Source organism: Kordiimonas aestuarii, from assembly GCF_025574465.1.
Lineage (GTDB): Bacteria > Pseudomonadota > Alphaproteobacteria > Sphingomonadales > Kordiimonadaceae > Kordiimonas > Kordiimonas aestuarii.
The window spans coordinates 1-25156 of the sequence record NZ_JAOBPP010000013.1 but is presented as its reverse complement, the minus strand read 5'-3'; the positions used below and the strand labels follow the sequence as shown (position 1 = coordinate 25156).

Sequence of the window (25156 nt, the reverse complement as noted above, 5' to 3'; positions counted from 1 at the left end):
CTATTTGCAGGCAGCAGTAGGAGCCGCGGCTGTCCAGGCCTTTTCAATAATATCCCCCTCTTCCAGCGCAAACGCCACGTCCAGCCCCTCAGCAACATGCCCGAAAACGGTATATCGGTTATTGAGATGAATGTTGTGTGCGGTATTGATAAAGAACTGGGTGCTACCCGTATCCTTGCCTGCCGTCGCCAGGCCGACCGTGCCGATCCGGTGGTCGCTGTCGAACCATTCTTCACGGATACTGCCCCAGTCATCTGTTGAGGTATCGGCCACAAGCCCGCCTTGGGCAACAAAGTTCGGAATCACCCTGAGCCAGATCATGCCGTCCATCTTGCCCGCGTCTGCCAGTTCCATAAAGCTATGGGCGGCAAAAGGCGCATCGTCTGATGGCAATATGCAGATTGTGCCTTTTGTCGTCTGGAGCACAAGTTCACGACCAAGCGAAGTTTGCACCTCGTCAAAGCGTGGTGTCGCGCGCGGCGTGGTTTTCGCCTCTATTGACGGGTCCAGAGTGATCGCCGCGTCACGTCCGCGTGCCGTGCCCGCGTTCTCTTCCACAAAGCCTCGCAGTACCGCCTTTCCTTCGTCAGAGCGGCCAAGCACACCAAGCGCCTTGAAAGCGCGGTAATACTCGTCTGCCGAAAGCCAGCCCTCCGCATAGCGGACAGCCTCAGCATTGGCATGAAATACAAGGCTTTCAAGTGCGGTAGCGGCAAGCCAGGAGTTGTGTTCGCCTACCAGCTCTTTCAGCTTTTTGACCACAACGGCCTCGCCTTTGTCGCGACCGCCAAGGGCCGCGATAGCGACTTGCCTGCGGTGTACGTCCCCTTTGCCCGTCGCTTTCACGAGATACTTCAGCGTCACCTCGTCGGAAAGTTGGCCCATGGCGCGCAGTGCCTCAATCGCAACGGCTTTGGAGCTTCCGTTCGCAAGCTCGACCAGTTTTGGCCCGGCCTCATCGCCGAATTGCCGTAATACACGCGTCAGCGACATGCGCACTGGGTCATTGTCAGCGAAATCAATCGCGTCCTCCACGTCGAGCCTGTTGAGCACGCTGTCAAGCTTGGTAAAGCGCGTCAGCAGGTAAGCCGCCATCTCCGCGGTCCCCATCTCCTGACTGAGACTAAGAAGGTTGCCAAAATCCAGCTCTGGGACGGCATCGGGTGCCAGCCGGTCATAAACGACCGATTGCAGCAAGCCAAAGAGCGGCAGTGTGCGTGCGTTATCTGGGTAGCCCACATTAAAGGGCTTGCCGGGCAGCACAGCATTGACCCTGTCGATCAGAAGAGGACGCGCGGCTTCCCCACCCGAGAACCCCAGCGCCGGTAAAAGATAGTCGATCTCGCCCTTGTCGCGGAGAGGGGCTGTATAGGTCATCAGCGGCTCCGACAGGCCATCGTTATGGCACAGCATGGCCCCCTTGCGCGCATGGGGCCGGGCGCCATCGTTGGAGACAAGGTAAGGGATAATCTTCTCGCAGGCATCACCACCGATCTGGCCGAGCATGACAAGCGCTTGGTATTTTTCAGCGGCGAGTGCTTCGTCAAAAACGGGATTCTGGCCATCCCGATGGTCAGTGGCCGCCCACAAACGAGCCTCTAAATCATTAATTTCGTTAACCTCAACATTTTTTTTGTCCGCAAATGACAACGATGGACATGCAAGTGTTAACAACACAGACACAGCCGCATGCTTGAGCTTCATGGCAATCTCCCCCGCTAATTCTTTGTAGACTATAGCCTTTTTGGCCAAGACGGCAGCAACATATTTCTGCGCTGGCAAGCCATTCGTTAATCAATCATGTGTCAGGTATGTGACATGCAAAAAACGCATGGCTGCCACGACACAAAAATGGGTTTTCTATTTGACGGGTGGGGCATATATACCCGTCAACGCCAACGAGCACCGGCCTTGATCACTCCCCCCGATCTCCCCCCCGGCCATCGCTCCGCGGCGGTTAGTTTTAGAGTTTGACGGTTTTCCGTCATAAAGGTCGGCCCCGGGGTTCCTCCCCCCTCCCCCCACTTCCCCCCCGGGGCCGGCCCTTTTACTTTCGTCTCTTGAGTAGAGACACGACGAACCTCCCTATGTTGACAAACTTATACCAAGGCTCCGGCGAAATGCCGGGGCCTCTTTTTTTCTCATCAGGAAAACCGGCGACGAACGGAATGGCTTACGGCACTGCGTTTTAGTTGCTACAGTGTGGAAAATAACAAGCCCGCCCCTGCACAGTTGAAAACATGAGAAAAGCACACCGCCTTATAGCTATACTGTCACTTTTGCTCACGGGAGCTTCGAAAAGCGCTCTCGCAGAGGAGTTCCGCATTCCTGTCTATGACGGCGATGACAGCTTCGTTATTCAGGTATTGCATCTGGCTCTTAAAGCGGAAGGCGGCGATCACAGCATCGAAACCTTCGAACATCCGGTTACCCAGTCCCGTACTTTGCGTGAAATGCAAAGTGGAAAATTCAATATCTTCTATTCGGGATATTCCCGCGAACGCGAGCGGGACTTCACGCAAGTGAACATTCCGCTTTCACGCGGGCTGCTTGGGTACCGCTTTCTGGCAATACAGGCAGAAAATGATTCCATCTTCACCACTGTCCACACATTTGCAGACTTTCAACGGTTGGTGACTCTGGGGTCCAATAATTCATGGCCCGACGCTGATATCATGAGGAACGCCGGGCTTGAGGTGGTCTCAGCGCCATCGGAGGCCTTATGGGGAATGTTAAAGCGGGGACGCTTCCTGGCCTTTCCGCGTGGCATGAATGAAGCGATGCCAGAGATTGCCCGCGAGGGCGCGGACAAGGCCACCCCGCTCATACTTGAACCCAATTATATGCTGGCCTACAAGTATGATACCTTCTTTTATGTGCCACGCGAGAAACATCACCTTGCCGCCATCGTGGAACGTGGTCTGCGCGCCGCATATGACAACGGCACATACATCAAACTATTCAACAGCCATCCGGTTATCAAAGCTGCATTCCTGGAACTGAAAGCCCATCCAAGGACAATTTTCTGGATCGATACCCCAAACATGAGCGAGCGCACAAAAAACATTCCTGACGAATACTGGCTGCAGCCAAGCGAAAGCAACAATATGACCATGGCGTCAAAACAATAGAGCGCCTAGCCGTCCAGTTCCTCACCTCGCGCCTTGGCGGCTGTCACCGCCCGCACCATAAGATCCACAAGCCCTTTATCAGGGTGGCGCAAGACCTTAAGCGCGGCTTCCGTGGTCCCGCCAGGACTGGTAACCCTTCGGCGCAGCTCAGCCACGCTCACTTCTGACTCCTCATCCATCAGCCGCGCCGCACCGATAATGGTTTGCCGCGCGAGTTGCATAGAGGTTGACACATCAAGGCCGAGTTCCGCACCCGCGTGAGCCATACATTCAACAAGATGAAATACATATGCCGGGCCACTACCCGAAACAGCGGTCACCGCATTCATGTCCACCTCGTCCGCAATCCATACGGTTTCGCCAACAGCATGAAGAAGTTCTCGCGCCAGCGCCTTGTCTTCATCACTGATCCCTACCCGCGCAGTCAGCCCCGTAATGCCAGCGCCAATGGCAGCAGGTGTGTTTGGCATCGCCCGCACATAACTTGCATCCACACCGATGCCGTCCTCCAACACCTGTAGCGACACACCTGCCGCAACCGAGATAATCAAAGTACCATCATGGGCAAAGGGCGCCGCCAGTGGCAGGATACCGCCCATCACCTGCGGCTTCACCGCGATCAGGATCACCCGTGCCTTAAGGCCGCGTGGCAGAGCACCAGTGTTTTTTACAAAGTGCCCCTCAGCCACTGCGGGTAAACAACTTGGCTCTGCTCCCGGGTCAATGACATAAAGATGCTCAGGCGCGAGCCCTGCACGCAACCAACCCATGGCAAGCGCATGCCCCATATGGCCACATCCCATAAGCAAAAGCGGTTTATCAGCGCTAAACCCCTGCATCAAAAGTCTCCTGAACATAACAAAAACGGGAAGAGCAACCTCTTCCCGTATTCTATGACATGGCCCCTTGTCCGCCAAGAGGATAGCAGCGCATATATAGCGTCAGGCAGAACCCGCGCATTCCAGCATCGCTGATTCAATGGCTTCCTCCGGCGTTTGGCCACCCCACATGACGAACTGGAAAACCGGATAGAAGCGTTCACACTCCCCAAGCGCCGTTTCAACCATTGTGCTCATGTGTTCTTCGCCAATGGCCCCAAGAAGCGGGTCGTTCGCGAGGCTGGCATGGCGGTACAGGAGTGCGTCTTCTTCGGCCCAATACTCGAAATGGCCAATCCACATACGTTCGTTGATAAGGCCGATGGTCTGGTAAATATCGGATCGGCGCCCCTCGGGCACACGAAGGTCAAAAAGACAGGCGAATTGGAGTGTCTTGAAGTCTTCACGCCAGAAGACCCTGAACTGAAGGTCGGTATACTGGCCGGAGATGAACATCGTCAGTTCGTCCTCACCGTGTCGCTCGACGCTCCAGTCATTGGCGCCGGCAAGCTCCTCAGCAAGGTCAACCGGATTTTGGCTCAGGACTTCGGAATGCCCGGTACTTAATGTCGTCGTCATCTCGTTTCCCCCTTGAGATGAGGCCGCCGGGCTCAGCTGGACCGGCGATCTCAGGTTTCGCCGGTTAGCGCTGTGGTCGTCTTAGTACCAGAATCACGAGATCTGGCTCCCTTAATCTGACTTAACACTATATCTAGCGTGCCAAAGCGAGGAGTCTGTGGCAAGGGAGAATTATGAATTTCCGGAATTTTCTTGTGGATAAGACGATGAAGCAGCGTTCTAATCTGGCAATTAATGTCGCTTAGGCAAGCCTTTAGATTCCACTCTTCATGCAAATAATAGTTCGCAAGATTGTTGCGCAAACGGAACTATTTTTTTGCCGACTTAGCTTTGAGCAGTTCAAGTTCCGCGCGCAGGTCTTCATTTTCGCGCCGCGCTTTTTCAGCCATGTCCCGCACGGTTTCAAATTCCTCGCGGCTCACCAGGTCGAGGCCCGCCAGCTGACGATCAAGCCAGGCGCGGAAATGCTCTTCCATTTCGCCTTTCACACTGTGTGCGGCACCCATGGCACCGGTCGCGAGTTTGGCCATATCGTCAAAGAATTTGTTGCTGGTCTGCATATACCGTTCCTTTGGTTTGGTGATTTTCATATGGGCGAAAATGCATGGAATTGCAATGGGCGAGTTGCCGCACGTCTCTTCGCGTTTTATAAAATCCGCCTTCTTGTTGACTTGCATGAGCAACCGCGCGAAGCATGGCGGCATATAACAAAGCTAGGAATGTTGCATGGATCTCTTCAACACACTTGCTGTCATCGCGTATCCCGAGATTGACCCGGTCCTTGTCAAAATCGGGCCACTGGCGATCCGCTGGTATAGCCTCGCCTATATCGCCGGGCTTCTGTTCGGCTGGTGGTTTATCCGCCGCAAGGCGTCAAAACCCGGTGCGCCGCTCTCGCCTGCACATGTGGATGACTTTCTCACCTGGGCCATCATTGGCGTGATTGCTGGTGGCCGGCTGGGTTATGTATTGTTCTATAATCTTCCCGCCTATGTCCAAGACCCAATTGCCATTTTCCGCCTCTGGGATGGCGGCATGTCGTTCCATGGCGGTGCCCTTGGCGTTGTGCTTGCCATCATCCTGTTTTGCCGCAAGCACAAGCTGGACCTGATGCGCGTAGCTGACCTTATCGCCATTGTCGCGCCCATCGGCCTCCTCACAGGGCGCATCGCCAATTTCATCAATGGTGAGCTTTGGGGCCGCCCAACCGATGTATCGTGGGCGATGATTTTCCCCGGCGATCCTCTTGGTGTGCCACGCCATCCCAGCCAGCTATACGAGGCGTTCGGGGAAGGACTGCTGCTGTTCCTGATCCTGCAATTTCTTTATCACAAAACACCGCTGGCAAAGCGTGCACCCGGTTTTATCGCCGGTGTGTTTTTCCTGGGCTATGGCCTCGCGCGCATCCTGGTGGAATTTGTGCGGGAACCCGATGCGCACCTCGGCCTGACCGCCGGCATTTCGCGCGGGCAAATGTTAAGTGTGCCCATGTTTCTCTTTGCTGCCTGGCTGATGTCTGTTGGCATCCGACGTGCGCGAGGTAGAGACTGACCCGATGACCGCACTCACAGACATTTTGCTCAGACGTATTGCGCATGATGGGCCGATAAGCATTGCGGACTATATGGCGGAGTGCCTGATGCACCCGCAGCACGGATATTATCAATCCGCTACGGTTTTTGGTGCGGACGGTGATTTTATCACCGCCCCCGAGGTCAGCCAGATGTTCGGCGAGATGCTGGGCCTGTGGTGCGCTGATCGCTGGGTCACCATGGGAGAACCGGAAAGCTTTTACCTGATTGAGCTGGGCCCCGGTCGCGGCACCCTGATGGCCGACATGTTACGTGCGACCAGCAGCGTACCCGGTTTTCACGACGCCGCAGCCGTGGTGTTCATCGAAGCCAGTGCCCAACTCAAAAGCTTGCAGGCGGAGAAGGTTCCCACAGCCCGCTGGTATGGCCGCCTGACCGATGTCCCCGAAGGCCCCACAATCCTTGTCGCCAACGAATTTTTTGACGCACTGCCGATTCATCAGTTTGAAAAGCGGGACGACAAGTGGGCGGAGCGAGCCGTCACCGCCAGCGGCAAAAAGCTGATGCCAAGCCTCGTGCCCGCAAGTGCCAAGCTATCCTTGGTGCCTGACCATGTGCGCGCCAGCAAAAATGGCAGCGTCGCCGAGGTCTGCCCCGCTGGTCTCAGCATTGCAGGCGATATTGCCATGCGGTTTTCGCTGCATCCTGGGGCAGCGCTCATCATCGACTATGGGTACGCGCACTCAGCCCCCGGTGACAGCTTTCAGGCACTGAGGGCACATGAGTATGTGGACCCGTTCGCGGAGCCCGGTCTTGCGGACCTCACCGCCCATGTGGCCTTTGACCAGCTCGCACAAGCCGCAAGCGAGAAAGGCGCCACCGCGTCCACGATTACGGAACAGGGTGCATTCCTGATGGCCATCGGCCTTGGCGTGCGTGCTCAGGCACTAGCAGCACGGGAAGACGATGCGGGACAAGCCCGCATTCTCAGCGAGCTAAAGCGTCTCACCGCACCTGATGAAATGGGCAGTCTATTTAAGGCGCTTGCTATCCAACCGCCGGGCCTGTCGTCGCCGCCCGGCTTCTAATCCGCGAACTGTTTGAGCATGATGGGGCTGCGTGCAACCTGCCACGCAAACTTCGGCCACATGCTCCAGCTACCGGCATTCGCCTCAACAGCGCGCAACATGGCATCCAGATCACTGCGGTCATATATCGCGCCTGCCAATACAACGCTATCCACCTGCCGCACCGCTTGAATATCCTCCAGCGGATTATCCCGCAGCAAAATGATATCCGCCCGCGCACCGGGCTTGATAACACCGGCCTGACCCGCCAGCCCCAGAAAGCGTGCCGGCACAGTGGTCGCGGCCTGTAGCGCCTCAAGGGGTGTCAAGCCGGCCTGTGTGAGATGGGCAAACTCGTCATGAATGCCCGCCCCCGGGAATGCAAAACTATCAGGGGCATCGGTGCCAAGCATCACATCGACACCCGCCCTGTGCGCCCGCCCGGTGAGCTCGATACCAAACTCATAGACTGCGCGGTAACTTTCCTCGCCCCCAGCACCTGCACGCGCCGCCATGCCGTCGGCATCATCCAGCCACAACATCCTGAGGGGGCCCGGTATGTATTTCAGGCGTCCGTCATTTCGGAAAATGGGGTCCAGCGCGAAGGCATCCAGTTTTCTTGTTGTGTGTGTCGGGACGAAGGCCGTACCCGCAGCAGCCATTTTTGCAAACAAGTGGTCACAGTGACTGGCATCATGGTCGCTGATCATTTTTGCGCGCACGTCATTGGTGAAAGCGGCAAAAAGGTCGCCCTTCTCGCGAAGCTCGGCCATGCCCGGATAACAATCCCAAACAAACAGAAGCGCGTGCTCAAAACTGCGCTGCCCCGCATCCACGGCTTCGGATGCCGCCACACCAAACGGCAAATGCCCCGCCAGATACATATCCTGTGCGCGCGCTTCCTCCGCGAGCGCAAAAAATCCCGCACGCGGTAACTGGGTGTATGTTTTCAGAAAATCGATTTGCCGGGCCTTGTCATAGGAGACCCTTGCCCGGGCGCCATCCGCCGTTTCCCCACCAAGCGCCTTATCCACACTGTCCGGGATCTCCGACCCGCCGTTGATGGCAAGGCTGGTAACCTGATCATATCTAGGTGCCACCATCCTGCCGCGCAAGACCGCATCATTCCACGCCCGTTTATCGTCAGCACAGGCCACCCAGGCATCCTCGATGCCGATGCAGCCCCCCATATCGCGGATCGCAGTCACCCCGCTTGCAACAAAAAGTGGATGCATCAACTCGGGTGCCATCTTCAGGGTATGGGCATGCATGTCAAACATGCCTGGAATAGCGTAGAGACCCCGGGCATCCAGTACGACGGCACCATCGGTTTCGATACCGTCAGCGACCGCCTTGATAATCCCGTCTTCGATGAGAACCGAATGGCCCTCATGCAGACGCCCTGTTTCGGTATCAACAACAACCGCACCGGTAATGACAAGTCGGTCATGCTGCATACCGGGTTGAGGGCGATCAAGCGGCCACAGTACTCCCACAGCAAACAGGACAACCACAAAAACCAGGACAACACCGACGGCTTTCGCGACAATCCGCACAATATTTTTCATTCTGTTAGCTCCCCACTATATCAAATCGATATATGGAAACTTTTGGACGTATTACAACATACTATCTGTGCCAACCAGGAAAGCGCGGATGGCGCTTTGTCAAACAATACAAGATCAGCAACAGCCATTTTGCTAAAATATCTGTTTTTTGAAACGTGTTTTCCTATAGTTGACCCACGCCATTCACGGTAATTGCAAAGGCACATAATGAGCGCACATTTGAGAGTTTCAGCTTTTGACTCTTCCCATGCATTTCTGAGCCGGGAAGACGGTATGTCAGAGGGTATATATCAAGGCCTTAATTGCGGCCCGGGCTCACACGACGCGGTGAAATCTGTCGCTGAGAACCGCAAAATTGCCGCGAAAATCATCTCTGGCGACCGTGAAACGCCTGTACTCAGCTGCTATCAGGTCCATGGAAACACCGCGGTATTTGTCACCGAAGACTGGGGAGACAACCGGCCAAAGGCAGATGCCATGGTGACCAACCAGCCCGGCCTTATCCTTGGTATCCTGACGGCCGATTGCACACCAATACTATTTGAGGACAGCGCTGCGGGCGTCATTGGTGCCGCGCATGCGGGCTGGAAGGGCGCCGCAGATGGCATTATTGACAGCACAATAAGCCTGATGGAAGCACATGGCGCTCAACGCGCCAGAATTGTCGCCGCGATAGGCCCTACCATCCAGCAGGCCAGCTATGAAGTCGGCACGGATTTCTACATACGTTTTACCGATGCTGATCCCGATTGGGCAGCGTTCTTCACCTCTGGCAACGATAAAAATCATTTCCAGTTCGACTTACCTGGCTTTGTGACAATGCGCCTCAAGAGTGCTGGCTTGAGCCAGATCGTCAACACCAGCGTCGACACTTACACAAGCGGCCATCATTTCTCTTATCGGCGCACGACTCACCGTAAAGAAACCGACTACGGCCGCCAACTGTCGGCAATCATGCTGTCTGCGTGAAGCCAAGTTTTGTAATATTAGTGTTGTGAAGTCCTGTTTTGCGCCAATCATCGCTCAAATGTGCCCCTGTGTGCCCTCGCGGCTTTACAGCCCCGCGTCACGCTGTTAAACGAACCGCACACGCAACATCTTCATTGCACGGAGGCCTTTATGGGCATGAAGATCCTGACCGGGAACTCAAACCCGGAACTGGCGGAAGCCATCGCCGCCTATCTCAACATGCCGCTTGCCAAAGCGGCGGTTAAACGTTTTTCCGATCAGGAAGTCTTTGTTGAAATTCATGAAAACGTCCGCGGTGAAGATGTTTTCCTGATCCAGCCGACCAACTTTCCGGCTAATGACCACATGATGGAGCTCCTGGTGTGTATTGATGCGCTCAAGCGCGCCTCTGCCCGCCGCATTACAGCCGTCATTCCCTATTTCGGTTATGCCCGTCAGGACCGGAAGCCCGGCCCGCGTACGCCGATTTCCGCAAAGCTGGTGGCAAATCTGATCACCACAGCGGGCGCTGACCGCGTACTGACGATGGACCTGCACGCAGGTCAGATCCAGGGTTTCTTCGATATCCCGACCGACAACCTTTATGCGATGCCGGTGCTTGTGCGTGACCTGAAGGAAAAATACGCGGGCAAGAAAACCATGATCGTGTCTCCTGACGTTGGTGGCGTGGTACGGGCGCGGGCATATGCAAAACGCCTTGATGCCCCTATTGCCATCATCGACAAACGCCGCGAACGCGCCGGTATTTCGGAAGTGATGCATATCGTTGGTGACGTGAAAGATTATCACTGCGTGCTGGTGGATGACATCGTCGACAGTGCAGGAACGCTCTGTAACGCGGCCAAGGCCCTGCATTCCGCCGGTGCCAGCTCGGTATCAGCGTATGTAGCTCATGGGGTACTATCAGGCCCGGCATACGAGCGCATTGAGAACAGCGTGATGGATGAGCTTGTCATCACCGACAGTATCCGCCCGACCGAAGCGTGCAACGCCAACCCGAAAATTCGGGTTGTAACAGTGGCGCCGTTGTTGGCTGAAGCGATGAATCGCATCGCCCATGAAACAAGTGTTTCAAGCCTGTTCGACTAAAGCTTTCCGCCTGAAAATTTCCAAAGCCCCGACCCTATAGTCGGGGCTTTTTTGTCCGGGGCTATCAGTTGCCGTACCCAAGGCTCGATTGGCACGTTGTAACAGCCTGCTGAAAAGCATTCTTGAAGGCGGGAAAACTTTGTTGGAACACGGCTTGCAGCCTGAAACCCACCGGATCCTCAGTGAGCAACTGAAACTCAAGGCTATCCGCCAGTTGAAGCGCGCCTGGCGCCAGGAGAGACCGAAAATCCGGTGCCAGGAGCGCATCGACCTCTCCCTCCAGGACGCTCAAGACCATCCGGTTGGCGTCATCAGACCCCTTTTGCAAATCATACCCTTCTCGCTTGAGAAAAGCGGCGGCAGCCGAGCCCGGAAAGGCCGAAACTTTGCTCTCAAGTGTGACGGCCGCCGCCCCTTTGCGAAGAATCCAATAAAGGCTCATGGTGCCGATTGGTCCAACGAAATGGTCGGATACGTGCTGCCGACCATCGTCAACCACCGGAAACCATATATCATACAGGCCTTCGTTTCCTCGCGCTTTCGACCGCGCCATCGGCATGACGGTTACCGCGAACTGTCTGTTCATCTTGCCGAGAGCACATTTAAGATAGTCGATGCCTCGCCCCTCGAGCGAGAGGCCCTTGCCCGGATGGGCATAAAACCCCTGGCCATGAGTGGCGACACGCACCAACGCGGGCCCGATCTCCGGCTTTGCCGGGAAATGGGCCGAAACACCTGTAAACAGAGAGAAAAAAATGGTGACCGCAAACGGTAATCGAAAACTAATCACGGGCTAAGAAAACTCTTAAATCAGTCGGAGGGCAGAGAAAATGACGCCAAGCCTTGTGACGCCATGAAGGTGTTGAAACTGCCATCACTTATAACTTTGGCTAAAATATTATTCAACGCTTTCAGCTCCACCGGGCTATCTCGCCTCAACAGCAACGGCAGTTCATAGCGTTGGTCAACTCGGTCCGCCATGAGTATCTTGTCGGTAAGCCCTGCATTTGTTTTCAGCTCGCGCGCGAGGAAAGCATCGTTAACCACCGCAATATCTGCATTGCCTGCTAATACGTGCCTCAGAGTGTGACGCTGAGATTGCGAAAATACCAAATCAAACTTTTCACGCATATCGTCGGGGTCAGACTCAAAACCGGAAAACGCGTAATGATATCCAAATGTTACTGCAATTTTCCGTTTTTGCAGCTCGTCAAAAACCTGCTGCCTTAACGGATGATCGACCCGAGATACAAAAACTTCCCGTCCCCGAATAAGGGGTATTGTGGTCTCAATCTCGGCCGCAACGTCCGTCCACCCCCACAGAGGCATCTCGAAAAAGATCATGTCGATCCGTCCGCTGGTCAACAACTCGTAGCGACGGCGTGCAGGAATCTCTACAAAGTCGAAAATATAGCTATTTTGACGTTCATTCAAAAACCGGGCAAACGCGACGGAAAGCCCGCCCTGCCCTTCAACAAAAGGCTCAAACTGATATCCACCAACCTGAACCCTGGTCGGTTTATCGTCAGCCAACGAAAGACCATTAGCATATGCAATGATCACAAATACGGCAAGAAACTGCATTCCGTGCCGTAGCAGCTTGGTGCCCACAGATATTCTCCCAAAATACTTCCTAACAGAGTAGCCCAATGTCGGTATAATTCCTATTATTCTGCCGTATTTTTCACTACGAAGCATGTCCTTTGCCTGCAAGACAACCCCTGTAGGTGTAACGACACCAATAACAGGCACTCTCCGCGTGCTGCCCCCCTTGGAGCTGCGTTGAAGCTCTCAGGAGAGGCGAATCTGCGAGAATCCGCGTTTACATCGTAAATCGGGCGTTTGTGCCTTGCATTTCCCTGCATTTCGCGGTAAATCGCGCCCGACCGTTGTGGGATCGCCTGCATCGGGAACCCCGCCCTTGCATCCCTGGAGGAAGTGGCGGTCTCCGGGTCGGATGGTCTGGCCCTGAGTTCATAGTTTGGAGAAATAGAATGGCAAAAGCTGTTACTATCGTTGCTGAGCCGCGCGAACGGATTGGTAAGGGAGCCTCCCGCGCCGCGCGTCGTGCAGGTAAAGTACCTGCTGTAATCTACGGCGACAACAAAGACCCGGAATCGATCCAGATCCCGCAGAACGAAATTATCCGTCTGCTCAACCGTGGCGGCTTCATGTCCCACACGTTTGAAGTTAAAGTTGGCAAAAAGAAAACAACCGTTCTGCCGCGTGACCTGCAACTCCACCCTGTAACTGACCTTCCTATCCACATCGATTTCCTGCGCCTTGGCAAGGGTGCCGAGGTCGTGATGGAAGTGCCGGTTAAAGTGGTCGGTGAAGAGAAGTGCCCAGGCCTGCGCCGTGGTGGTGTCATCAACCACACCCGTCACGAAATTGAACTGCACGTTCCTGCTGATTCCATTCCGGAATTCATCGAAGCGGATATTTCCGAGCTCGACATCAACGACTCCGTGAAAATCAGCAACGTGAACCTGCCGAAAGGCTGCACGCCGACGATTACAGATCGTGACTTTGTCATCTGTGCGATCGTTGCACCATCCGGCCTCAAATCTGCTGAAAATGCAGCTGATGATGATGCCGAAGCTGATGACGACGCTGACGACAGCGAAGACTAATACCTGAGGGGCGCTTTTTGCGCCCCTTGCATTGGCCGGAGGGAGTTTCCCATGCTGCTTTTTGTCGGTTTAGGCAACCCGGGCAGCGCTTATGAAAAACACCGGCACAATGTTGGCTTCATGGCGCTCGACAGGATTGTTGAGCGCCATAATTTTTCGGCAGGGCCAAAACGCTGGCATGCGGATACCTACGAGGGCCGGTTGGGCAGCGAAAAGCTCCTGCTCCTAAAACCACAAACATTCATGAATAACTCAGGGCAATCGGTTGGCGAAGCCATGCGCTTCTTCAAGCTGACACCCGAGGACATTGTGGTGTTTTATGACGAACTTGACCTCGCTTTTGGTAAGATCAAGGTGAAGATTGGTGGCGGCGCCGCCGGGCACAACGGCATTCGTTCCATTTCGTCACATATAGGCCCGGATTTCACCCGTGTGCGCATCGGCATTGGGCACCCTGGCGACAAAGCTCGTGTGCACGGGCATGTACTGGGCGATTTTGCCAAAGCCGAGCAAAACACACTTGAGGACATGCTGGCCGCGATAGCCAACGAAGCAGGATTTCTCGCCGATCGTGACAATCCCCGTTTCATGACCGAGGTTGCCCGTAGGCTGCAGCCTCAGCGCCCGAACGGCCACAAGAGAACCAATACCGAAAAAACCAAAGCGCCCGGGACCAAGCCTGTGGCTGCTAAAGAGAATAAATCAAATGATGGCCCGATGGCCGCCGTCCTCAAAGCCCTGATGGGGCGGACGGATAAAGGAGACGAATAATGGGTTTCAAATGTGGCATCGTCGGCCTGCCAAACGTTGGCAAATCGACACTTTTCAACGCGCTCACCAATACAGCAAATGCCGCTGCGGCCAATTATCCGTTCTGCACCATTGAGCCAAACGTAGGTCAGGTGCCAGTACCGGACGAACGCCTATACAAACTGGCAGCGATCGCAGAAAGCAAGGCAGTTATCCCGACCCAGCTTTCTTTTGTCGATATCGCAGGCCTTGTGCGCGGCGCGTCCAAGGGCGAGGGTCTTGGCAACCAGTTTCTGGCCAATATTCGTGAAACCGATGCCATCTGCCATGTGCTGCGCTGCTTTGAGGATGACGACATCACACACGTTGACGGACGCGTTGACCCCGTTGCCGATGCCGAGACAATTGAAACAGAACTGATGCTGGCTGACCTCGAGAGCCTTGAAGGTCGTATTCATGGCCTTGGTCGTCGCGTACGGGGCGGTGACAAGGAAGCCAAGGCCATCATGGACATGATCGACCGCGTTATCCCACTGCTGAGGGAAGGCCAACCTGCGCGCCTCGTTGAAGTAAACAACGAAGAAGAGGAACAGACACTGCAGGGGATGCAGTTGCTGACATCCAAGCCGATCCTCTACATCTGCAACGTCGATGAAGACAACGCCGCCACCGGTAATGATTACTCAAGGGCGGTTGAAGAAATGGCCGCCAAACAAGGCGCCGGCTGCGTGGTGATCTCAGCGGCTGTTGAAGCCGAGATTGCCCAGCTTGAAGACGAGGACGAAAAAGGCGAGTTTCTTGAGACGCTTGGCCTTGGCCAGACCGGCCTCGCGCGCGTTATCCGCGCCGGCTACGACCTTCTTGAGTTGATCACCTACTTCACGGTAGGCCCCAAGGAAGCCCGCGCCTGGACCATCACCAAAGGCACCAAGGCACCACAAGCGGCTGGCGTGATCCACACCGACTTCGAGAAGGGCTTCATCCGCGCTGAGACTGTCGCCTACAATGACTTCGTCAGCCTTGGCGGCGAACAAGGCGCCAAGGACGGCGGCAAGATGCGCCTTGAGGGCAAGGAATATATCGTCGTTGATGGCGACGTGCTGCACTTCCGTTTCGCGAACTAAGGGACCGCGAACCAGGAAAACAGCGACAGTACAGCAATCGCGATGATCAGAAATGCAAGTGGCCCGGTTAGCTCTGGGCCGCTTGTTTTATATTTGTGCCCGCAGTCGCGGCACTTACGGCGATTGCCACCGGGCGCAGGCATTAGAATTTCCAGAATCACAAGGACGGGAAGCCAAAGCGGAGACCTGTAACGCGTAACATTTTGCGACCCACAACTTGGGCACATATCAACCGGGTCGATCGCATCTGTATCACCCGCCACCGCAGGCACTTCTGCTTCACGAAGGACAGCAAGCGCCTCCTCATATTCTTCACCCGGCACCCAGAGCCGAAAGCCGAGGGACAGCGCCAGATGCGGCATCACACTGCCTGCTTCAAAATTGTCCATGTGCACGAGAAAGCCTGCCTGCTCCAGCAGGGATTTCTTGATCAGAATGTCGGTGTAGTCGCTGCTCTCGCACAATATTTTCATCTGCATGCCTTCTTTATACGCGTGCTGTCAGCTCATTCGAAACGCAACGCCCTGAGCAAATAAGAAAGTGCCCCCTGCAGATAAAGCAGAAATGGACTGTAATAATAGTGCAGTTCCCCGCCTCGACTTACTTCAATGATTGTCAACACAATCGCGGCCAGGACCGGTGAAAGACGAAGCAGGATACGAGGTAGGTCAACATCCTTAAAAAAGGGCGGCACACGCCAGCGTCCCTGTGTAAGCCGCTGTGTCACCAGAGGGATAGCCATGCCCGTAAACCACATCAACAAACACACCAGGATCATCCAGTTCAGGTCAGCGATATCGGGTTTATTTTCAAACCAACCGATGGCTGCGCCAGCCAAACCAATTTCAACGGGCAACAGCGTGGCCACGAGCGCAACAAAGAATTGTGAACATCTCAGATAATAGCGTGCGCCCGAGGCCGACTTGATCCGCTCGACAAAGGAAAACCAGACGAGTGCCCCGCACAGGATCTGCAGGTTCAGGACGATTTCCCACCACAAGCGCGAACGGCTGAGACCGGCGTCGCGCATGGAATCAAAAAAGGAAATGCTCATGGACGACAGAATGCATCCAGTAATCAGCATTGCGATAGCCGTAAGTATGGCTCGGTCGTTGGATACTTTGACTTTCAATGCCATCAGCCCCTTTCAGATGGCAGAACCTTAGCAGGACAAAGGTAACAAAAGTGTTTATATGTCGCTGTCTCGCGGTGATGCGTGCCGCGCTTTGTTCAGATAAGGCAACGCGCCCTGAAGATACATGAAAACGGGCACAAACATATATAAGATCTCACTATCTCGTATCGCCTCGAATACGATGATCAGCATGACAATGCAACTTGGCCAAAATGCGGTTAGCCAGGCGAAGGGCCGCAATCCGAGACTTTCACCCGCCTTGCCAACATTCTTATGCCCGACAAGAAGTGTCGTAAAAATCGGTATTATGAGGGAACCGACGGCCCATAACGCCAACCCCACAAGCATAAGCGCCACAACCGAACTTTCTGGCGGCGTGGTACGGAACCAGTCCAAATATGCCCCGATGACCAAAAGCATCACGGGATAGGCTACAGATATCATGCCGACAACAAAGTTGATGATCGCCCTCAAGCGCCATCGGCCTTTGGACTGTACGATGCGATCATGATGGCAGAACCACATAAACGCCAGACAAAGTATCTGCAGGTTAAGAACGATCTCCCACCACCAGCGAGACGTCAGCATGCCGTCCCCAAAAATGTGCGGTGCAAAGAAAAAACCGACCTTAAAAGCCATGATCACGCCGACAATCAGAAGCGCCAACGCGCCAAGAAACGCTCTGGAATCCTGTATCTTTGCCAGCAAAATGAGCCGCCTCCCGGTCCAGTAGGACACAGCGTAGCCACCACACATTAATGGCTACGTGTTGCCCAGCAATGCTACTTGTTTTTAACGGGCTTGCCAGCTTTCATTACGAAGTCGACATCCAACAGTTCTTCAAGATTCTCAAGCGGGCTACCATGCATGGCAATGATATCAGCGTGCTTGCCTGCCTCAATAGTACCGAGGCTGCTCGACATATCAATCAGGTCGGCGGCATTCACCGTTGCCGCGACGAGAATGTCCATCGGCTTCATGCCCCCCTTCTGCATCAGAATGGCCTCACGTGCATTGGTCCCATGACGCGAGACACCGCTATCGGTACCGAACGCGATTTTCACCCCTGCCTTGTGCGCGGTTTCGAAATGGCTCAGCATATCACCCCCTACACGCAGCGCTTTTTCCTTGATCGCAGGGGACATGAAATCGCTGTTTTTTGCCATTTCCACCACGGTGTCGCCGGCAATCAATGTGGGCACAAGATAGGCCCCCGTTTTCTTGAATAGCTTGATCGATTCCGCGTCCGCATAGGAACCGTGCTCAATACTGTCCACGCCAGCGCGCAAAGCCGCATTAATCCCTTCCGCAGCATGTGCATGCGCGGCAACTTTGCGACCCAGACTATGCGCCGTGTCCATGATTTCCTTCAATTCGTCATCGGCCATCTGCTGGCCTGTGCCTGTGTTGGTGTCAGAGAGTACACCCCCCGTCGCGGTGATTTTGATCACATCCGCACCGTATTTCACAGCCTCGCGAACGGCGCGACGACAATCATATGGTCCATTGCAGATAGTTTTGCTGGTGTATTTGTCGAGCAGATCATGCCGCATGCCGTCCACGTCACCGTGGCCGCCTGTCGGTGAAACACCACCGGATGCCACGATACGCGGCCCGTCAATCCAGCCACGCTCAATCGCATTCCGAAGAGCATAGATATGCTGCGGCGATTGTGCGCCAAGGTTACGCACTGTGGTAAACCCAGCCATCAACGTTTTATCGGCAAAATAAACGCTGTGCATGCCAACATCCTCAGACGACCAACGCAACGTTTCGCTGTCGCCTGAGGGGCTCAGTTCCCCTTGTATATGCACATGCATGTCCATAAGGCCGGGCATGACAAAACTGCCCTTGAGGTCGACAAGTTTCGCATCATCTCCGTACTGGGTTGCTGCCACATAGCCCTCTTCCACGGCTTTAATCTTGCCGTTTTCAATGACGACGGTCTGCTCCTTTTTTGGCGCTTTGCCAGGCATGGCAAGTAATTCACCCGCGTGAATTACCGTGACCTCGGCGCTGACAGCACCCGCAAACGTCCCCACAGCTGCAAGTGTAAGCCCTGCCACTGCGTTCCTTAATATATTCCTCATATTTCTCCCCTTTATATATCAACGTGACTTTGATTTGGTGCGCAGTCTGTCACAGGCTTTGCAAAATTCAAAGTGGTGACACACCACGATGGGCACTCATCGCTCTATATGCAAACCGTCGGATGTCTTCAGTTCTTTCAGGTACATGCGTACCGTGCCCCAATTTGACTTGAAGCTGGCCCTCACCGGCAGGGTATAACCCAGCTCTTCAATATGCTGGAACCAGATGGGAAAGCCTGCCTCATCCTCTTCGGCATCTTCGTCTTCGCCCTTATGTCTACGGGCGTATCGTTCGGCCTTCTTTCGTGCCTTTTCTTCCTCTTTTAATCGTTTTTTTTGTTGCTCTTCGGTCTCAATCAATTCCCCTGCGACCGTTTCAGATTCAAACTGGCATTTGGTTGCTGCCCCCTTGATCGGTGAATGGCGGCTTTCCTTTAATTCGCTCCCCCGGGCGCACGCCAACCTGATTTCCATCACCTGATCACCATCAAAAACACGGGTTGCGGCCGGGGGACTTTCCGCAAGAAGCAACATTAAAAACGACAAGCCGTCGGGGCCATGCTGCATGGCCTCGGGAACAGGCGCACGTTCGTAATCTTCGAGCCACTCATCAGGCCAGTCGCGTTCCCAGCGGAGGAATTTTCCCGTCTCGTCAAAAAATAATTCCTTACGATAATCGTCGCCGCCCCAGCGCCCCTTGGAGACATAATGTCGAGCAAATATTTGCCCTTCCGGGCCAATAGTCCCTACGGCACTCAAGTCGCCCTCACCGCGATTAAAAAGCCGCATAATGCCGCGGGTTCTGACATTCATATTGATGGTATAATTGGCGGATGAATGCTCAAGGGCGGTCTCTGCGGTGAAAACCACAAAGCCATTCCAGATAAAATTATAGGTCGCCTCTACGCGCTCCGCCGTTGCGGTACCTGCCAGGGAAATGATGGCAATCAAAGATACCAGGGTTCGTATGATGAATGGCGTCATATGGTCCTCGCCTTGTTTTTCTTACGCGGCAAATCTGCCGCAACTCCGGCAAGCGGCAAAGCGAATTCATAGCACACGCCATAAAAGTGGCATTACAATCGCGGTCGCCAACCCGTTCGCCGCCATGGCAAAGGCCGCTGACGCGCCCATTAACTCACTTCTGCGCACGGCTTCAGCCATCCCAATGGCGTGCCCTGCGGTACCAAGTGCCACGCCCATCTGAGCCTCGTCATCGACACCCAACCGGTTCAAAATCCAGGGTCCGCAGATCGCGGCGGAGAGACCGGTGACGATCACGACCGCCGCAGCCAACGCCTGTGAGCCGCCGATGGCATCAGCCACCGTGACAGCAATAGGCGTTGTGACTGACTTGGTCACAACGCTGGCATAAAGGCCACCCGGTCCATTCAAAAGCCAGATGATGCCTGTGGCTGTCCCTACACCGCTGACTGATCCCGCCGTGATCGCCGCGATCACTGCAGCTTTTTCCGCCCGCAACACCTGCAAATTTCGAAACAATGGCACCGCCAGCGCTGCCACCGCCGCGAGCAAGCCCGCATATAGAATGTGCGTTTCCGCTACAAAGCCGACATAGGAAAGGTCTGTCAGGTAAAAGAGCACTATGAGAACAATCGTCGGCAACATCGTCGGATGCAACCAAGCCCTACAACCGCCTTTGCGGTACAGCGCGTCCGCGATAATAAACAGGCCCATCGTCAGCAAAAGCCAAAGACCGGGCATCAGTCACGCTCCCGCATGTGTCGTTGCAGTGCCTGATAGGTCAACGCCGCCACCACGATACTCAAAAAGGTACTTAGGGTGACAATAAGCAACAGCAGCAGCCATTGCTGCTTCAGCAATTCCATCAGGTCCACAATCGCCACAAGCGGCGGAATGAACAGAAGAGGAAAGATGCGGAACAGATACCCAGCTCCTGTGTCAATAAATCGAGGCACGCCTTTGTTCCAGATGAAAAACAGCGTAAGAACAGCCATCGCCAACACCGACGAAGGTATGGGTATGACAAAACCTTCCACTAGGCCGCCAAGTGCGAGTGCAACAAGCGTTAGAAATGCCACGCCCGCCAAGCCTTCGGCAGCTTCACGCAGCGTTCTCAATATCGGGGCATCAGTCGTCACGCGCCAGACCTTATCTGCACAAGGAAGTTATTCGTCTGGCAGGCAAGGCTGTTCGCCAGTGTTTCCAATCGTTCAATGGTGGCGAGAACCGTCATCGCACCCGTTTCCGACTGGCGCGCCTTATCCTCAACCAGCCTGGCGTACTCAGCCGCCGAGCGGGAGCCATCTGGCGCCCTCTTGACGGACGCTGTGATGTCGCGCGTAGCAGCATCCTGTTCCTCCACGGCAGCTGTGATAGTGGTCGCACCCATGTTAATTACCTCATTGATAGCATCGATCGCCTGCGCTTCATTTGCCACCTGTTTCACCCTGAAAGCTTCATCTTCCTGCCTTGTTGCCTGCCAACGCGGCAGCGGCCCGGCCCTCCATTGCCGCTTGTTCTTCATGGTCGCCCGCTTTTCTCGCTCGTTCAGCTTCTCCAACTGCGTTCTCACGCTCTTCCGGCGCGATGAGTACTATCAGTGTTGCTAAGATCGCGAACAAGGTAATGGCGGCTGCAACCATCAGGGTATTTTCACTTTTTGCCGACCAGCCATAAACAAAGGCGGCCGGAATATGAGCCGATAAAAAGGATAGAAGAATTTTGACGACTTCGCTCCGAATCGTCGACAGGTTATCCATATGCCCCCCCTAAGGCATGCAACCATAATGACAGTGACTTGTCTAATCGTTAACCGGTTTGACTTCACTTAAAACTCACCCAGTTCATAGAAAGAATCAAGGAGCCCATCTTATGTTCAAAATTTTCTACGACGACCTTGTCATTGGCCAAAAAGAGGCCTTTGGCGCGTATAAAGTCACCCGCGAGGAAGTGCTGGATTTTGCCTCAAAATACGACCCGCAGCCTTTTCACCTGAGCGACGAAGCCGCCAAGAAGTCTGTCTTCGGCGCATTGTGCGCCAGCGGTTGGCACACCTGTGCCATGATGATGCGGATGATGGTCGACCATATGACAAAACAAGGAGTAGCCGGCATGGGATCACCTGGCTTGGACGGCATAGAATGGCGACGCCCCGTGTTCCCCGGAGATATTCTGTCTGTGGAAAGTGAAACAACAGCAAAACGTGAGTCTGCCTCACGCCCGAATATCGGCCTCGTGAAATCCACTTACACAGTTAAAAACCAGAAAGGGGAAACTGTGATGATCACGCGTGGTAACGCCATGATAGCCAAACGCCCATCCTGATGTATCGCTCAGGCTTTTGCCAATTTTTTGCGCCGTCCGGGCATAAGCCGCAATAACAGGAGAACGGCAAGGATGGCACCATATACAAGCGGCTCCAACTGAAAGCCCTTGCGCATCATAAAAAAGTGGATGATAGCCAAGGGCGCAATCAGGTAAATCAATTTGTGAAGACGCTGCCAGTGCTTGGCTCCCAGCCGCTTGACCATGCCCTTCGTGCTGGTAATTGCCAATGGGGTCAACATCAGGAAGGCCGTCATACCAATTGTGATGTATATACGTTTGAGCACATCGGCCCACAACTCAGGCCAGTTGAACAGCATATCAAGCCAGATGTAGCTGAGCATATGCAGGCAAACATAAAAATAGGCGAAAAGACCAAACATGCGCCGGAACAAAATCGGCTTCGGTGATTTGAGAATTTTGGTAAGCGGTGTCAGGGCAAGTGTAATCAGTAGCATCCTGAGCGCCCAGTCACCGGAAAACCGATTTGATGTCTCGTTCGGGTTGAAACCCAGATCATGAGGCTGTCCCTGAAACGCCAACCACCATTCGTACGCCAGCCATGCTGCCGGTATAAGAGCAACGGCAAAGACAACCGGTTTAATCCCAAACCGCCAGACACGCGTCGGCAACACCATCAGAAGCTTTTCCTGAGGTTCATGCCGGCATACAGATGTGTAACCTCTTCCTCATAGCCGTTAAACATCAACGTCTCGCGGCGTCCGAACTCGCCAATGCGGCGTTCCTGTTTCTGGCTCCAACGCGGGTGGTCGACGTTCGGGTTTACATTAGAGTAAAACCCGTATTCGTCAGGTGCTGATTTTTTCCAGCTTGTTTTGGGTTGGTCCGCGACAAAGTTAAGTCGCACAATCGACTTGATTGACTTAAAGCCATATTTCCACGGCACAACCAGCCGTAAGGGCGCGCCGTTCTGGTTAGGCAATTCCTTGCCATAGAGACCAACAGCAATGAAAGCGAGATCATTCATGGCCTCATCCATACGCAGGCCTTCACGATATGGCCAATCAAGCACGTTGAAAAAACTTTTAACACCCGGCATCTGTTGCTTGTCCTCAAGCGTTTCAAACGCGACATATTTAGCGTCAGACGTTGGTTCGAACATCTTGATCAGCGACGACAGAGGTACACCAATCCACGGAATTACCATCGACCATGCCTCCACACAACGCAGCCGGTAGATACGTTCTTCCAGCGCATTCATGTTGATTAGGTCTTCAAAATCATAAATGCCCGGTCGTGCCACATGGCCCTCCACCTTCACCGACCAAGGTTTTGGTTGGAGCCTCCATGCATGCTCGGCTGGATCAGATTTTCCAGTGCCGAATTCATAATAATTGTTATAGGAAGTTACCGCATCATATGGCGTAAGCGTTTCATCCGGATCAAAGGCCGTTTTGGTGAAATTCAATTCCTCAAGCTGGCGCTTAGGCGTGGCCAACACACCCGGCGCAAAACCGGACGCACCAAGAATAGCAGCACCTGCGCCACCACCAATAAAAGACCGACGGTTCAGATAAAGCCGTTCGGGAGTGACGTCATTTTCACTGATATGCCAGTTTTGTCTATTCTTGATGAACATCGCGCAACTCTCCTTTATCCTCAACCTAGCATGCCGCCGGTCGAGGTCCAGTCACGCCTTGGTATCAAGTGCGTGAGCGGCGCGAGAGGTTTGACGCGAATCTTGCGACAGATCATTCATGACCAGCTCTATAGGTGCCCGCCTGTTCAAGACAAGCTTCTGCCATCAGTTCACCCCAAAGGGCGTTTGCGTGGATGTTATCGTCGGGGTTGTCCCCCCAATATTTGCGTTCGAGCACACCATCGGCACTGCGGGTAAGTTCGGTTACATCGGCAACTGAAACCTGAAGTTCACGCAAGGATTTCAACCGGCAGGTTCTGGCTTTGATAAAGCCCAGCCCTTGCTTTCCCTCATTATTCCGCATGCCCGGATTAATGGCCACCACCACCTTTTTCTTCCCCTTCTTCAGGGTTTTGAAAAAATCGAATATCTCGAAATGAATATCATCCACAATCGTTTGCATCATCTGCCGGGACACAAATTGGTGACTTGTCACACATGCTCCCCCAGGGAGGGGTTGTACCGACAGAAGGTCAATTTTTTGCAACAGATTCAGGGATAGAACAAAAGGAAAATCCACTTCAAGCAGATCCTAGCCAGAAAGACTTTCCGGCGCCAGATAGTGGGTAAGCCTCTCCTGCCCGCTCCCATGAACACGCAGCCGCTCAAATGCATCTATGTGAAAAAAAAGGATCTGCTTGCCGATAATCAATTGGCACCTGCCCGCCCAGTATCTTCATGTCGGGCCGGAGCATTCTCAGGACATTAACAATCACGTTCGAGTGGCTATCTCCCAAGACCAACAACTTGTCCATTGTCATTTTTCCATTCTGAACAAGCGTTACACTAGGCCGTAAACTCATAAAAGGGATTCCCAAACAGGCGAAGATATGATTCAACGCTTCTCAAATCATTGAGGAGGTTTTGATGCGCCGCCGCCGGTATGAACTGACAGATTATGAATGGTCGATCATAGAGCCTTTGCTGCCGAACAAGCCGCGCGGGGTGCCTAGGGTGGATGACCGCCGGGTGATCAACGGCATCTTGTGGCGCTTTCGGGCGGGAACGCCGTGGGCAGACATTCCCGAAAGATATGGTCCCTACACCACCTGCTACAACCGGTTTGTCCGCTGGCGCAAGGCCGGGGTGTGGGACCGACTGTTCGAGGCGGTGAGCAAAGCCCATGACGGTGACATCATTATGATCGACAGCAGCTGTGTCCGTGTGCATCAACAAGGGGCCACGGCAAAAAGGGGGATCAGGACGATGGCTGCATGGGCCGTTCCCGGGGTGGACTGACCACCAAAATCCACGCCCTCGTCGATGCGGATGGTCTGCCGATCAGGCTTTCGCTGACTGCTGGACAGACCCACGACAGCAAACCGGCCCTTGATCTGATTGAGGACATCAAGGAGGAAGCGATCTTGCTCGCTGACAAAGCCTATGATACCGACGCGCTTCGTGCCTTCACCACAGCGCGCAGAGCTTGGGCCAATATTCCGCCAAAAGCCAACCGCAAGCAGTCCTTTACCTTCAGTAAATGGCTGTACCGACACCGTAATCTCGTCGAGCGTTTCTTCAATAAGCTCAAGCACTATCGGGGCATTGCAACGCGCTATGACAAAAACCCGGAGAATTTCCTCGCCGCTGTAAAACTGGCTTCAGTCTGTATCTGGTTGAAAAATTATGAGTCTACGACCTA

Annotated in this window: 29 protein-coding genes; 10 read left to right on the top strand and 19 right to left on the bottom strand. The window is 54.2% G+C overall.

Features of this window, described 5'->3' with window-relative positions; translation table 11 throughout:
- Window positions 1-1704, bottom strand: coding sequence for a peptidylprolyl isomerase (locus OEU85_RS02960; protein WP_262689947.1), 1704 nt, complete (start codon window positions 1702-1704; stop codon window positions 1-3).
- Between the two features lie 536 nt (window positions 1705-2240).
- On the opposite strand from OEU85_RS02960, the gene OEU85_RS02955 reads away from it, so the two are divergent.
- Complete coding sequence (locus tag OEU85_RS02955; protein ID WP_262689946.1) at window positions 2241-3131, top strand: hypothetical protein; 891 nt, start codon at window positions 2241-2243, stop codon at window positions 3129-3131.
- Window positions 3132-3136: 5 nt separating this feature from the next.
- Here the strand turns inward: OEU85_RS02955 and proC are convergent, their stop codons facing one another.
- The 3 genes from proC to OEU85_RS02940 form a co-directional block, all read right to left on the bottom strand.
- Complete coding sequence (proC, locus tag OEU85_RS02950) at window positions 3137-3970, bottom strand: pyrroline-5-carboxylate reductase (protein WP_262689945.1); 834 nt, start codon at window positions 3968-3970, stop codon at window positions 3137-3139.
- A gap of 102 nt (window positions 3971-4072) precedes the next feature.
- Complete coding sequence (locus OEU85_RS02945) at window positions 4073-4588, bottom strand: type III secretion system chaperone family protein (protein ID WP_262689944.1); 516 nt, start codon at window positions 4586-4588, stop codon at window positions 4073-4075.
- A gap of 308 nt (window positions 4589-4896) precedes the next feature.
- A complete protein-coding gene (locus OEU85_RS02940; RefSeq protein ID WP_262689943.1) occupies window positions 4897-5148 on the bottom strand; it encodes an accessory factor UbiK family protein in 252 nt (83 codons plus the stop codon).
- Between the two features lie 166 nt (window positions 5149-5314).
- Between OEU85_RS02940 and lgt the strand changes: the two genes are divergently transcribed.
- Window positions 5315-6139, top strand: coding sequence for a prolipoprotein diacylglyceryl transferase (gene lgt, locus OEU85_RS02935; RefSeq protein ID WP_262689942.1), 825 nt, complete (start codon window positions 5315-5317; stop codon window positions 6137-6139).
- Between the two features lie 4 nt (window positions 6140-6143).
- Window positions 6144-7208, top strand: coding sequence for a class I SAM-dependent methyltransferase (locus OEU85_RS02930; protein WP_262689941.1), 1065 nt, complete (start codon window positions 6144-6146; stop codon window positions 7206-7208).
- Here OEU85_RS02930 and OEU85_RS02925 read toward each other — a convergent pair.
- Window positions 7205-8755 carry an amidohydrolase family protein gene (locus OEU85_RS02925; protein ID WP_262689940.1) on the bottom strand — a complete coding sequence of 517 codons (1551 nt, stop codon included), beginning with the start codon at window positions 8753-8755 and terminating at the stop codon, window positions 7205-7207. The two genes, OEU85_RS02930 and OEU85_RS02925, sit on opposite strands and share 4 nt — an antisense overlap.
- A 207-nt stretch (window positions 8756-8962) precedes the next feature.
- Between OEU85_RS02925 and pgeF the strand changes: the two genes are divergently transcribed.
- Both pgeF and OEU85_RS02915 read left to right on the top strand, forming a co-directional pair.
- Window positions 8963-9724: a peptidoglycan editing factor PgeF gene (gene pgeF / locus OEU85_RS02920; RefSeq protein ID WP_262689939.1), complete on the top strand. Its 762-nt coding sequence runs from the start codon at window positions 8963-8965 to the stop codon at window positions 9722-9724.
- A gap of 156 nt (window positions 9725-9880) precedes the next feature.
- Window positions 9881-10813: a ribose-phosphate pyrophosphokinase gene (locus tag OEU85_RS02915; RefSeq protein WP_394805377.1), complete on the top strand. Its 933-nt coding sequence runs from the start codon at window positions 9881-9883 to the stop codon at window positions 10811-10813.
- Between the two features lie 64 nt (window positions 10814-10877).
- Here the strand turns inward: OEU85_RS02915 and OEU85_RS02910 are convergent, their stop codons facing one another.
- Entirely contained in the window at window positions 10878-11603 is a 726-nt protein-coding gene (locus tag OEU85_RS02910; protein WP_262689937.1) for a hypothetical protein, read from the bottom strand.
- Window positions 11604-11623: 20 nt separating this feature from the next.
- Entirely contained in the window at window positions 11624-12424 is an 801-nt protein-coding gene (locus OEU85_RS02905; protein WP_262689936.1) for a substrate-binding periplasmic protein, read from the bottom strand.
- Window positions 12425-12807: 383 nt separating this feature from the next.
- On the opposite strand from OEU85_RS02905, the gene OEU85_RS02900 reads away from it, so the two are divergent.
- Genes OEU85_RS02900 through ychF form a run of 3 tightly spaced genes read left to right on the top strand, consistent with a single transcriptional unit; the run spans window position 12808 to window position 15320 of the window.
- Complete coding sequence (locus OEU85_RS02900; protein WP_262689935.1) at window positions 12808-13446, top strand: 50S ribosomal protein L25/general stress protein Ctc; 639 nt, start codon at window positions 12808-12810, stop codon at window positions 13444-13446.
- A 51-nt stretch (window positions 13447-13497) separates the two neighbouring features.
- The gene (pth, locus tag OEU85_RS02895; protein WP_262689934.1) at window positions 13498-14217 is read left to right on the top strand and encodes an aminoacyl-tRNA hydrolase; all 720 of its coding nucleotides are present in this window, start codon (window positions 13498-13500) and stop codon (window positions 14215-14217) included.
- The gene (gene ychF / locus OEU85_RS02890) at window positions 14217-15320 is read left to right on the top strand and encodes a redox-regulated ATPase YchF (RefSeq protein WP_262689933.1); all 1104 of its coding nucleotides are present in this window, start codon (window positions 14217-14219) and stop codon (window positions 15318-15320) included. The genes pth and ychF overlap by 1 nt, the downstream gene beginning before the upstream one ends.
- Here the strand turns inward: ychF and OEU85_RS02885 are convergent.
- The 9 genes from OEU85_RS02885 to OEU85_RS02845 form a co-directional block, all read right to left on the bottom strand.
- Window positions 15317-15793 (bottom strand): putative signal transducing protein, encoded by a 477-nt coding sequence (locus OEU85_RS02885; RefSeq protein WP_262689932.1) that lies wholly within the window; start codon window positions 15791-15793, stop codon window positions 15317-15319. The genes ychF and OEU85_RS02885 overlap by 4 nt on opposite strands.
- 32 nt (window positions 15794-15825) lie before the next feature.
- Window positions 15826-16458 (bottom strand): hypothetical protein, encoded by a 633-nt coding sequence (locus OEU85_RS02880; protein ID WP_262689931.1) that lies wholly within the window; start codon window positions 16456-16458, stop codon window positions 15826-15828.
- A gap of 51 nt (window positions 16459-16509) precedes the next feature.
- A complete protein-coding gene (locus OEU85_RS02875) occupies window positions 16510-17163 on the bottom strand; it encodes a hypothetical protein (RefSeq protein WP_262689930.1) in 654 nt (217 codons plus the stop codon).
- Window positions 17164-17237: 74 nt separating this feature from the next.
- Window positions 17238-18545 (bottom strand): metal-dependent hydrolase family protein, encoded by a 1308-nt coding sequence (locus OEU85_RS02870; RefSeq protein WP_262689929.1) that lies wholly within the window; start codon window positions 18543-18545, stop codon window positions 17238-17240.
- 96 nt (window positions 18546-18641) lie between these two features.
- On the bottom strand, window positions 18642-19529 hold the full coding sequence (locus OEU85_RS02865) for a DUF3108 domain-containing protein (protein WP_262689928.1): 888 nt from the start codon (window positions 19527-19529) through the stop codon (window positions 18642-18644).
- Window positions 19530-19595: 66 nt separating this feature from the next.
- Window positions 19596-20270, bottom strand: a complete 675-nt coding sequence (locus OEU85_RS02860) for an LrgB family protein (RefSeq protein WP_262689927.1) — start codon at window positions 20268-20270, stop codon at window positions 19596-19598.
- Window positions 20270-20668, bottom strand: a complete 399-nt coding sequence (locus OEU85_RS02855; RefSeq protein ID WP_262689926.1) for a CidA/LrgA family protein — start codon at window positions 20666-20668, stop codon at window positions 20270-20272. The genes OEU85_RS02860 and OEU85_RS02855 overlap by 1 nt, the downstream gene beginning before the upstream one ends.
- A complete protein-coding gene (locus tag OEU85_RS02850; RefSeq protein WP_262689925.1) occupies window positions 20665-20967 on the bottom strand; it encodes a hypothetical protein in 303 nt (100 codons plus the stop codon). The genes OEU85_RS02855 and OEU85_RS02850 overlap by 4 nt, the downstream gene beginning before the upstream one ends.
- Window positions 20968-20986: 19 nt before the next feature.
- A complete protein-coding gene (locus OEU85_RS02845) occupies window positions 20987-21289 on the bottom strand; it encodes a hypothetical protein (RefSeq protein ID WP_262689924.1) in 303 nt (100 codons plus the stop codon).
- A gap of 112 nt (window positions 21290-21401) precedes the next feature.
- Here OEU85_RS02845 and OEU85_RS02840 point away from each other — a divergent pair, with 112 nt between their 5' ends.
- Entirely contained in the window at window positions 21402-21854 is a 453-nt protein-coding gene (locus OEU85_RS02840; RefSeq protein ID WP_262689923.1) for a MaoC family dehydratase, read from the top strand.
- A gap of 8 nt (window positions 21855-21862) precedes the next feature.
- Here OEU85_RS02840 and OEU85_RS02835 read toward each other — a convergent pair whose 3' ends face one another.
- The 3 genes from OEU85_RS02835 to OEU85_RS02825 all read right to left on the bottom strand — a co-directional run bounded on the left by OEU85_RS02835 (window position 21863) and on the right by OEU85_RS02825 (window position 24034).
- Complete coding sequence (locus OEU85_RS02835; protein WP_262689922.1) at window positions 21863-22492, bottom strand: protein-methionine-sulfoxide reductase heme-binding subunit MsrQ; 630 nt, start codon at window positions 22490-22492, stop codon at window positions 21863-21865.
- Window positions 22492-23454, bottom strand: a complete 963-nt coding sequence (gene msrP, locus OEU85_RS02830; RefSeq protein ID WP_262689921.1) for a protein-methionine-sulfoxide reductase catalytic subunit MsrP — start codon at window positions 23452-23454, stop codon at window positions 22492-22494. Before msrP ends, OEU85_RS02835 begins: the two co-directional genes overlap by 1 nt.
- 112 nt (window positions 23455-23566) lie before the next feature.
- Window positions 23567-24034, bottom strand: coding sequence for a hypothetical protein (locus OEU85_RS02825; RefSeq protein ID WP_262689920.1), 468 nt, complete (start codon window positions 24032-24034; stop codon window positions 23567-23569).
- A 347-nt stretch (window positions 24035-24381) separates the two neighbouring features.
- On the opposite strand from OEU85_RS02825, the gene OEU85_RS02820 reads away from it, so the two are divergent.
- Window positions 24382-25156, top strand: a protein-coding gene (locus OEU85_RS02820) for an IS5 family transposase (protein ID WP_262689381.1) whose coding sequence is annotated in 2 segments (ribosomal slippage) — window positions 24382-24697 and window positions 24697-25156 — 776 coding nt annotated over the 2 segments. Because the reading frame shifts where the segments join, the coding sequence is not laid out codon by codon here. This gene is flagged as partial in the annotation.

Bases quoted from the DNA above. Each gene is read 5' to 3' on its own strand.
- OEU85_RS02960 (WP_262689947.1), bottom strand. From the start codon at position 1,704: ATGAAGCTCAAGCATGCGGCTGTGTCTGTGTTGTTAACACTTGCATGT.
- OEU85_RS02955 (WP_262689946.1), top strand. From the start codon at position 2,241: ATGAGAAAAGCACACCGCCTTATAGCTATACTGTCACTTTTGCTCACG.
- proC (WP_262689945.1), bottom strand. From the start codon at position 3,970: ATGCAGGGGTTTAGCGCTGATAAACCGCTTTTGCTTATGGGATGTGGC.
- OEU85_RS02945 (WP_262689944.1), bottom strand. From the start codon at position 4,588: ATGACGACGACATTAAGTACCGGGCATTCCGAAGTCCTGAGCCAAAAT.
- OEU85_RS02940 (WP_262689943.1), bottom strand. From the start codon at position 5,148: ATGCAGACCAGCAACAAATTCTTTGACGATATGGCCAAACTCGCGACC.
- lgt (WP_262689942.1), top strand. From the start codon at position 5,315: ATGGATCTCTTCAACACACTTGCTGTCATCGCGTATCCCGAGATTGAC.
- OEU85_RS02930 (WP_262689941.1), top strand. From the start codon at position 6,144: ATGACCGCACTCACAGACATTTTGCTCAGACGTATTGCGCATGATGGG.
- OEU85_RS02925 (WP_262689940.1), bottom strand. From the start codon at position 8,755: ATGAAAAATATTGTGCGGATTGTCGCGAAAGCCGTCGGTGTTGTCCTG.
- pgeF (WP_262689939.1), top strand. From the start codon at position 8,963: ATGAGCGCACATTTGAGAGTTTCAGCTTTTGACTCTTCCCATGCATTT.
- OEU85_RS02915 (WP_394805377.1), top strand. From the start codon at position 9,881: ATGAAGATCCTGACCGGGAACTCAAACCCGGAACTGGCGGAAGCCATC.
- OEU85_RS02900 (WP_262689935.1), top strand. From the start codon at position 12,808: ATGGCAAAAGCTGTTACTATCGTTGCTGAGCCGCGCGAACGGATTGGT.
- pth (WP_262689934.1), top strand. From the start codon at position 13,498: ATGCTGCTTTTTGTCGGTTTAGGCAACCCGGGCAGCGCTTATGAAAAA.
- ychF (WP_262689933.1), top strand. From the start codon at position 14,217: ATGGGTTTCAAATGTGGCATCGTCGGCCTGCCAAACGTTGGCAAATCG.
- OEU85_RS02885 (WP_262689932.1), bottom strand. From the start codon at position 15,793: ATGAAAATATTGTGCGAGAGCAGCGACTACACCGACATTCTGATCAAG.
- OEU85_RS02880 (WP_262689931.1), bottom strand. From the start codon at position 16,458: ATGGCATTGAAAGTCAAAGTATCCAACGACCGAGCCATACTTACGGCT.
- OEU85_RS02870 (WP_262689929.1), bottom strand. From the start codon at position 18,545: ATGAGGAATATATTAAGGAACGCAGTGGCAGGGCTTACACTTGCAGCT.
- OEU85_RS02865 (WP_262689928.1), bottom strand. From the start codon at position 19,529: ATGACGCCATTCATCATACGAACCCTGGTATCTTTGATTGCCATCATT.
- OEU85_RS02860 (WP_262689927.1), bottom strand. From the start codon at position 20,270: ATGCCCGGTCTTTGGCTTTTGCTGACGATGGGCCTGTTTATTATCGCG.
- OEU85_RS02845 (WP_262689924.1), bottom strand. From the start codon at position 21,289: ATGGATAACCTGTCGACGATTCGGAGCGAAGTCGTCAAAATTCTTCTA.
- OEU85_RS02840 (WP_262689923.1), top strand. From the start codon at position 21,402: ATGTTCAAAATTTTCTACGACGACCTTGTCATTGGCCAAAAAGAGGCC.
- OEU85_RS02835 (WP_262689922.1), bottom strand. From the start codon at position 22,492: ATGGTGTTGCCGACGCGTGTCTGGCGGTTTGGGATTAAACCGGTTGTC.
- msrP (WP_262689921.1), bottom strand. From the start codon at position 23,454: ATGTTCATCAAGAATAGACAAAACTGGCATATCAGTGAAAATGACGTC.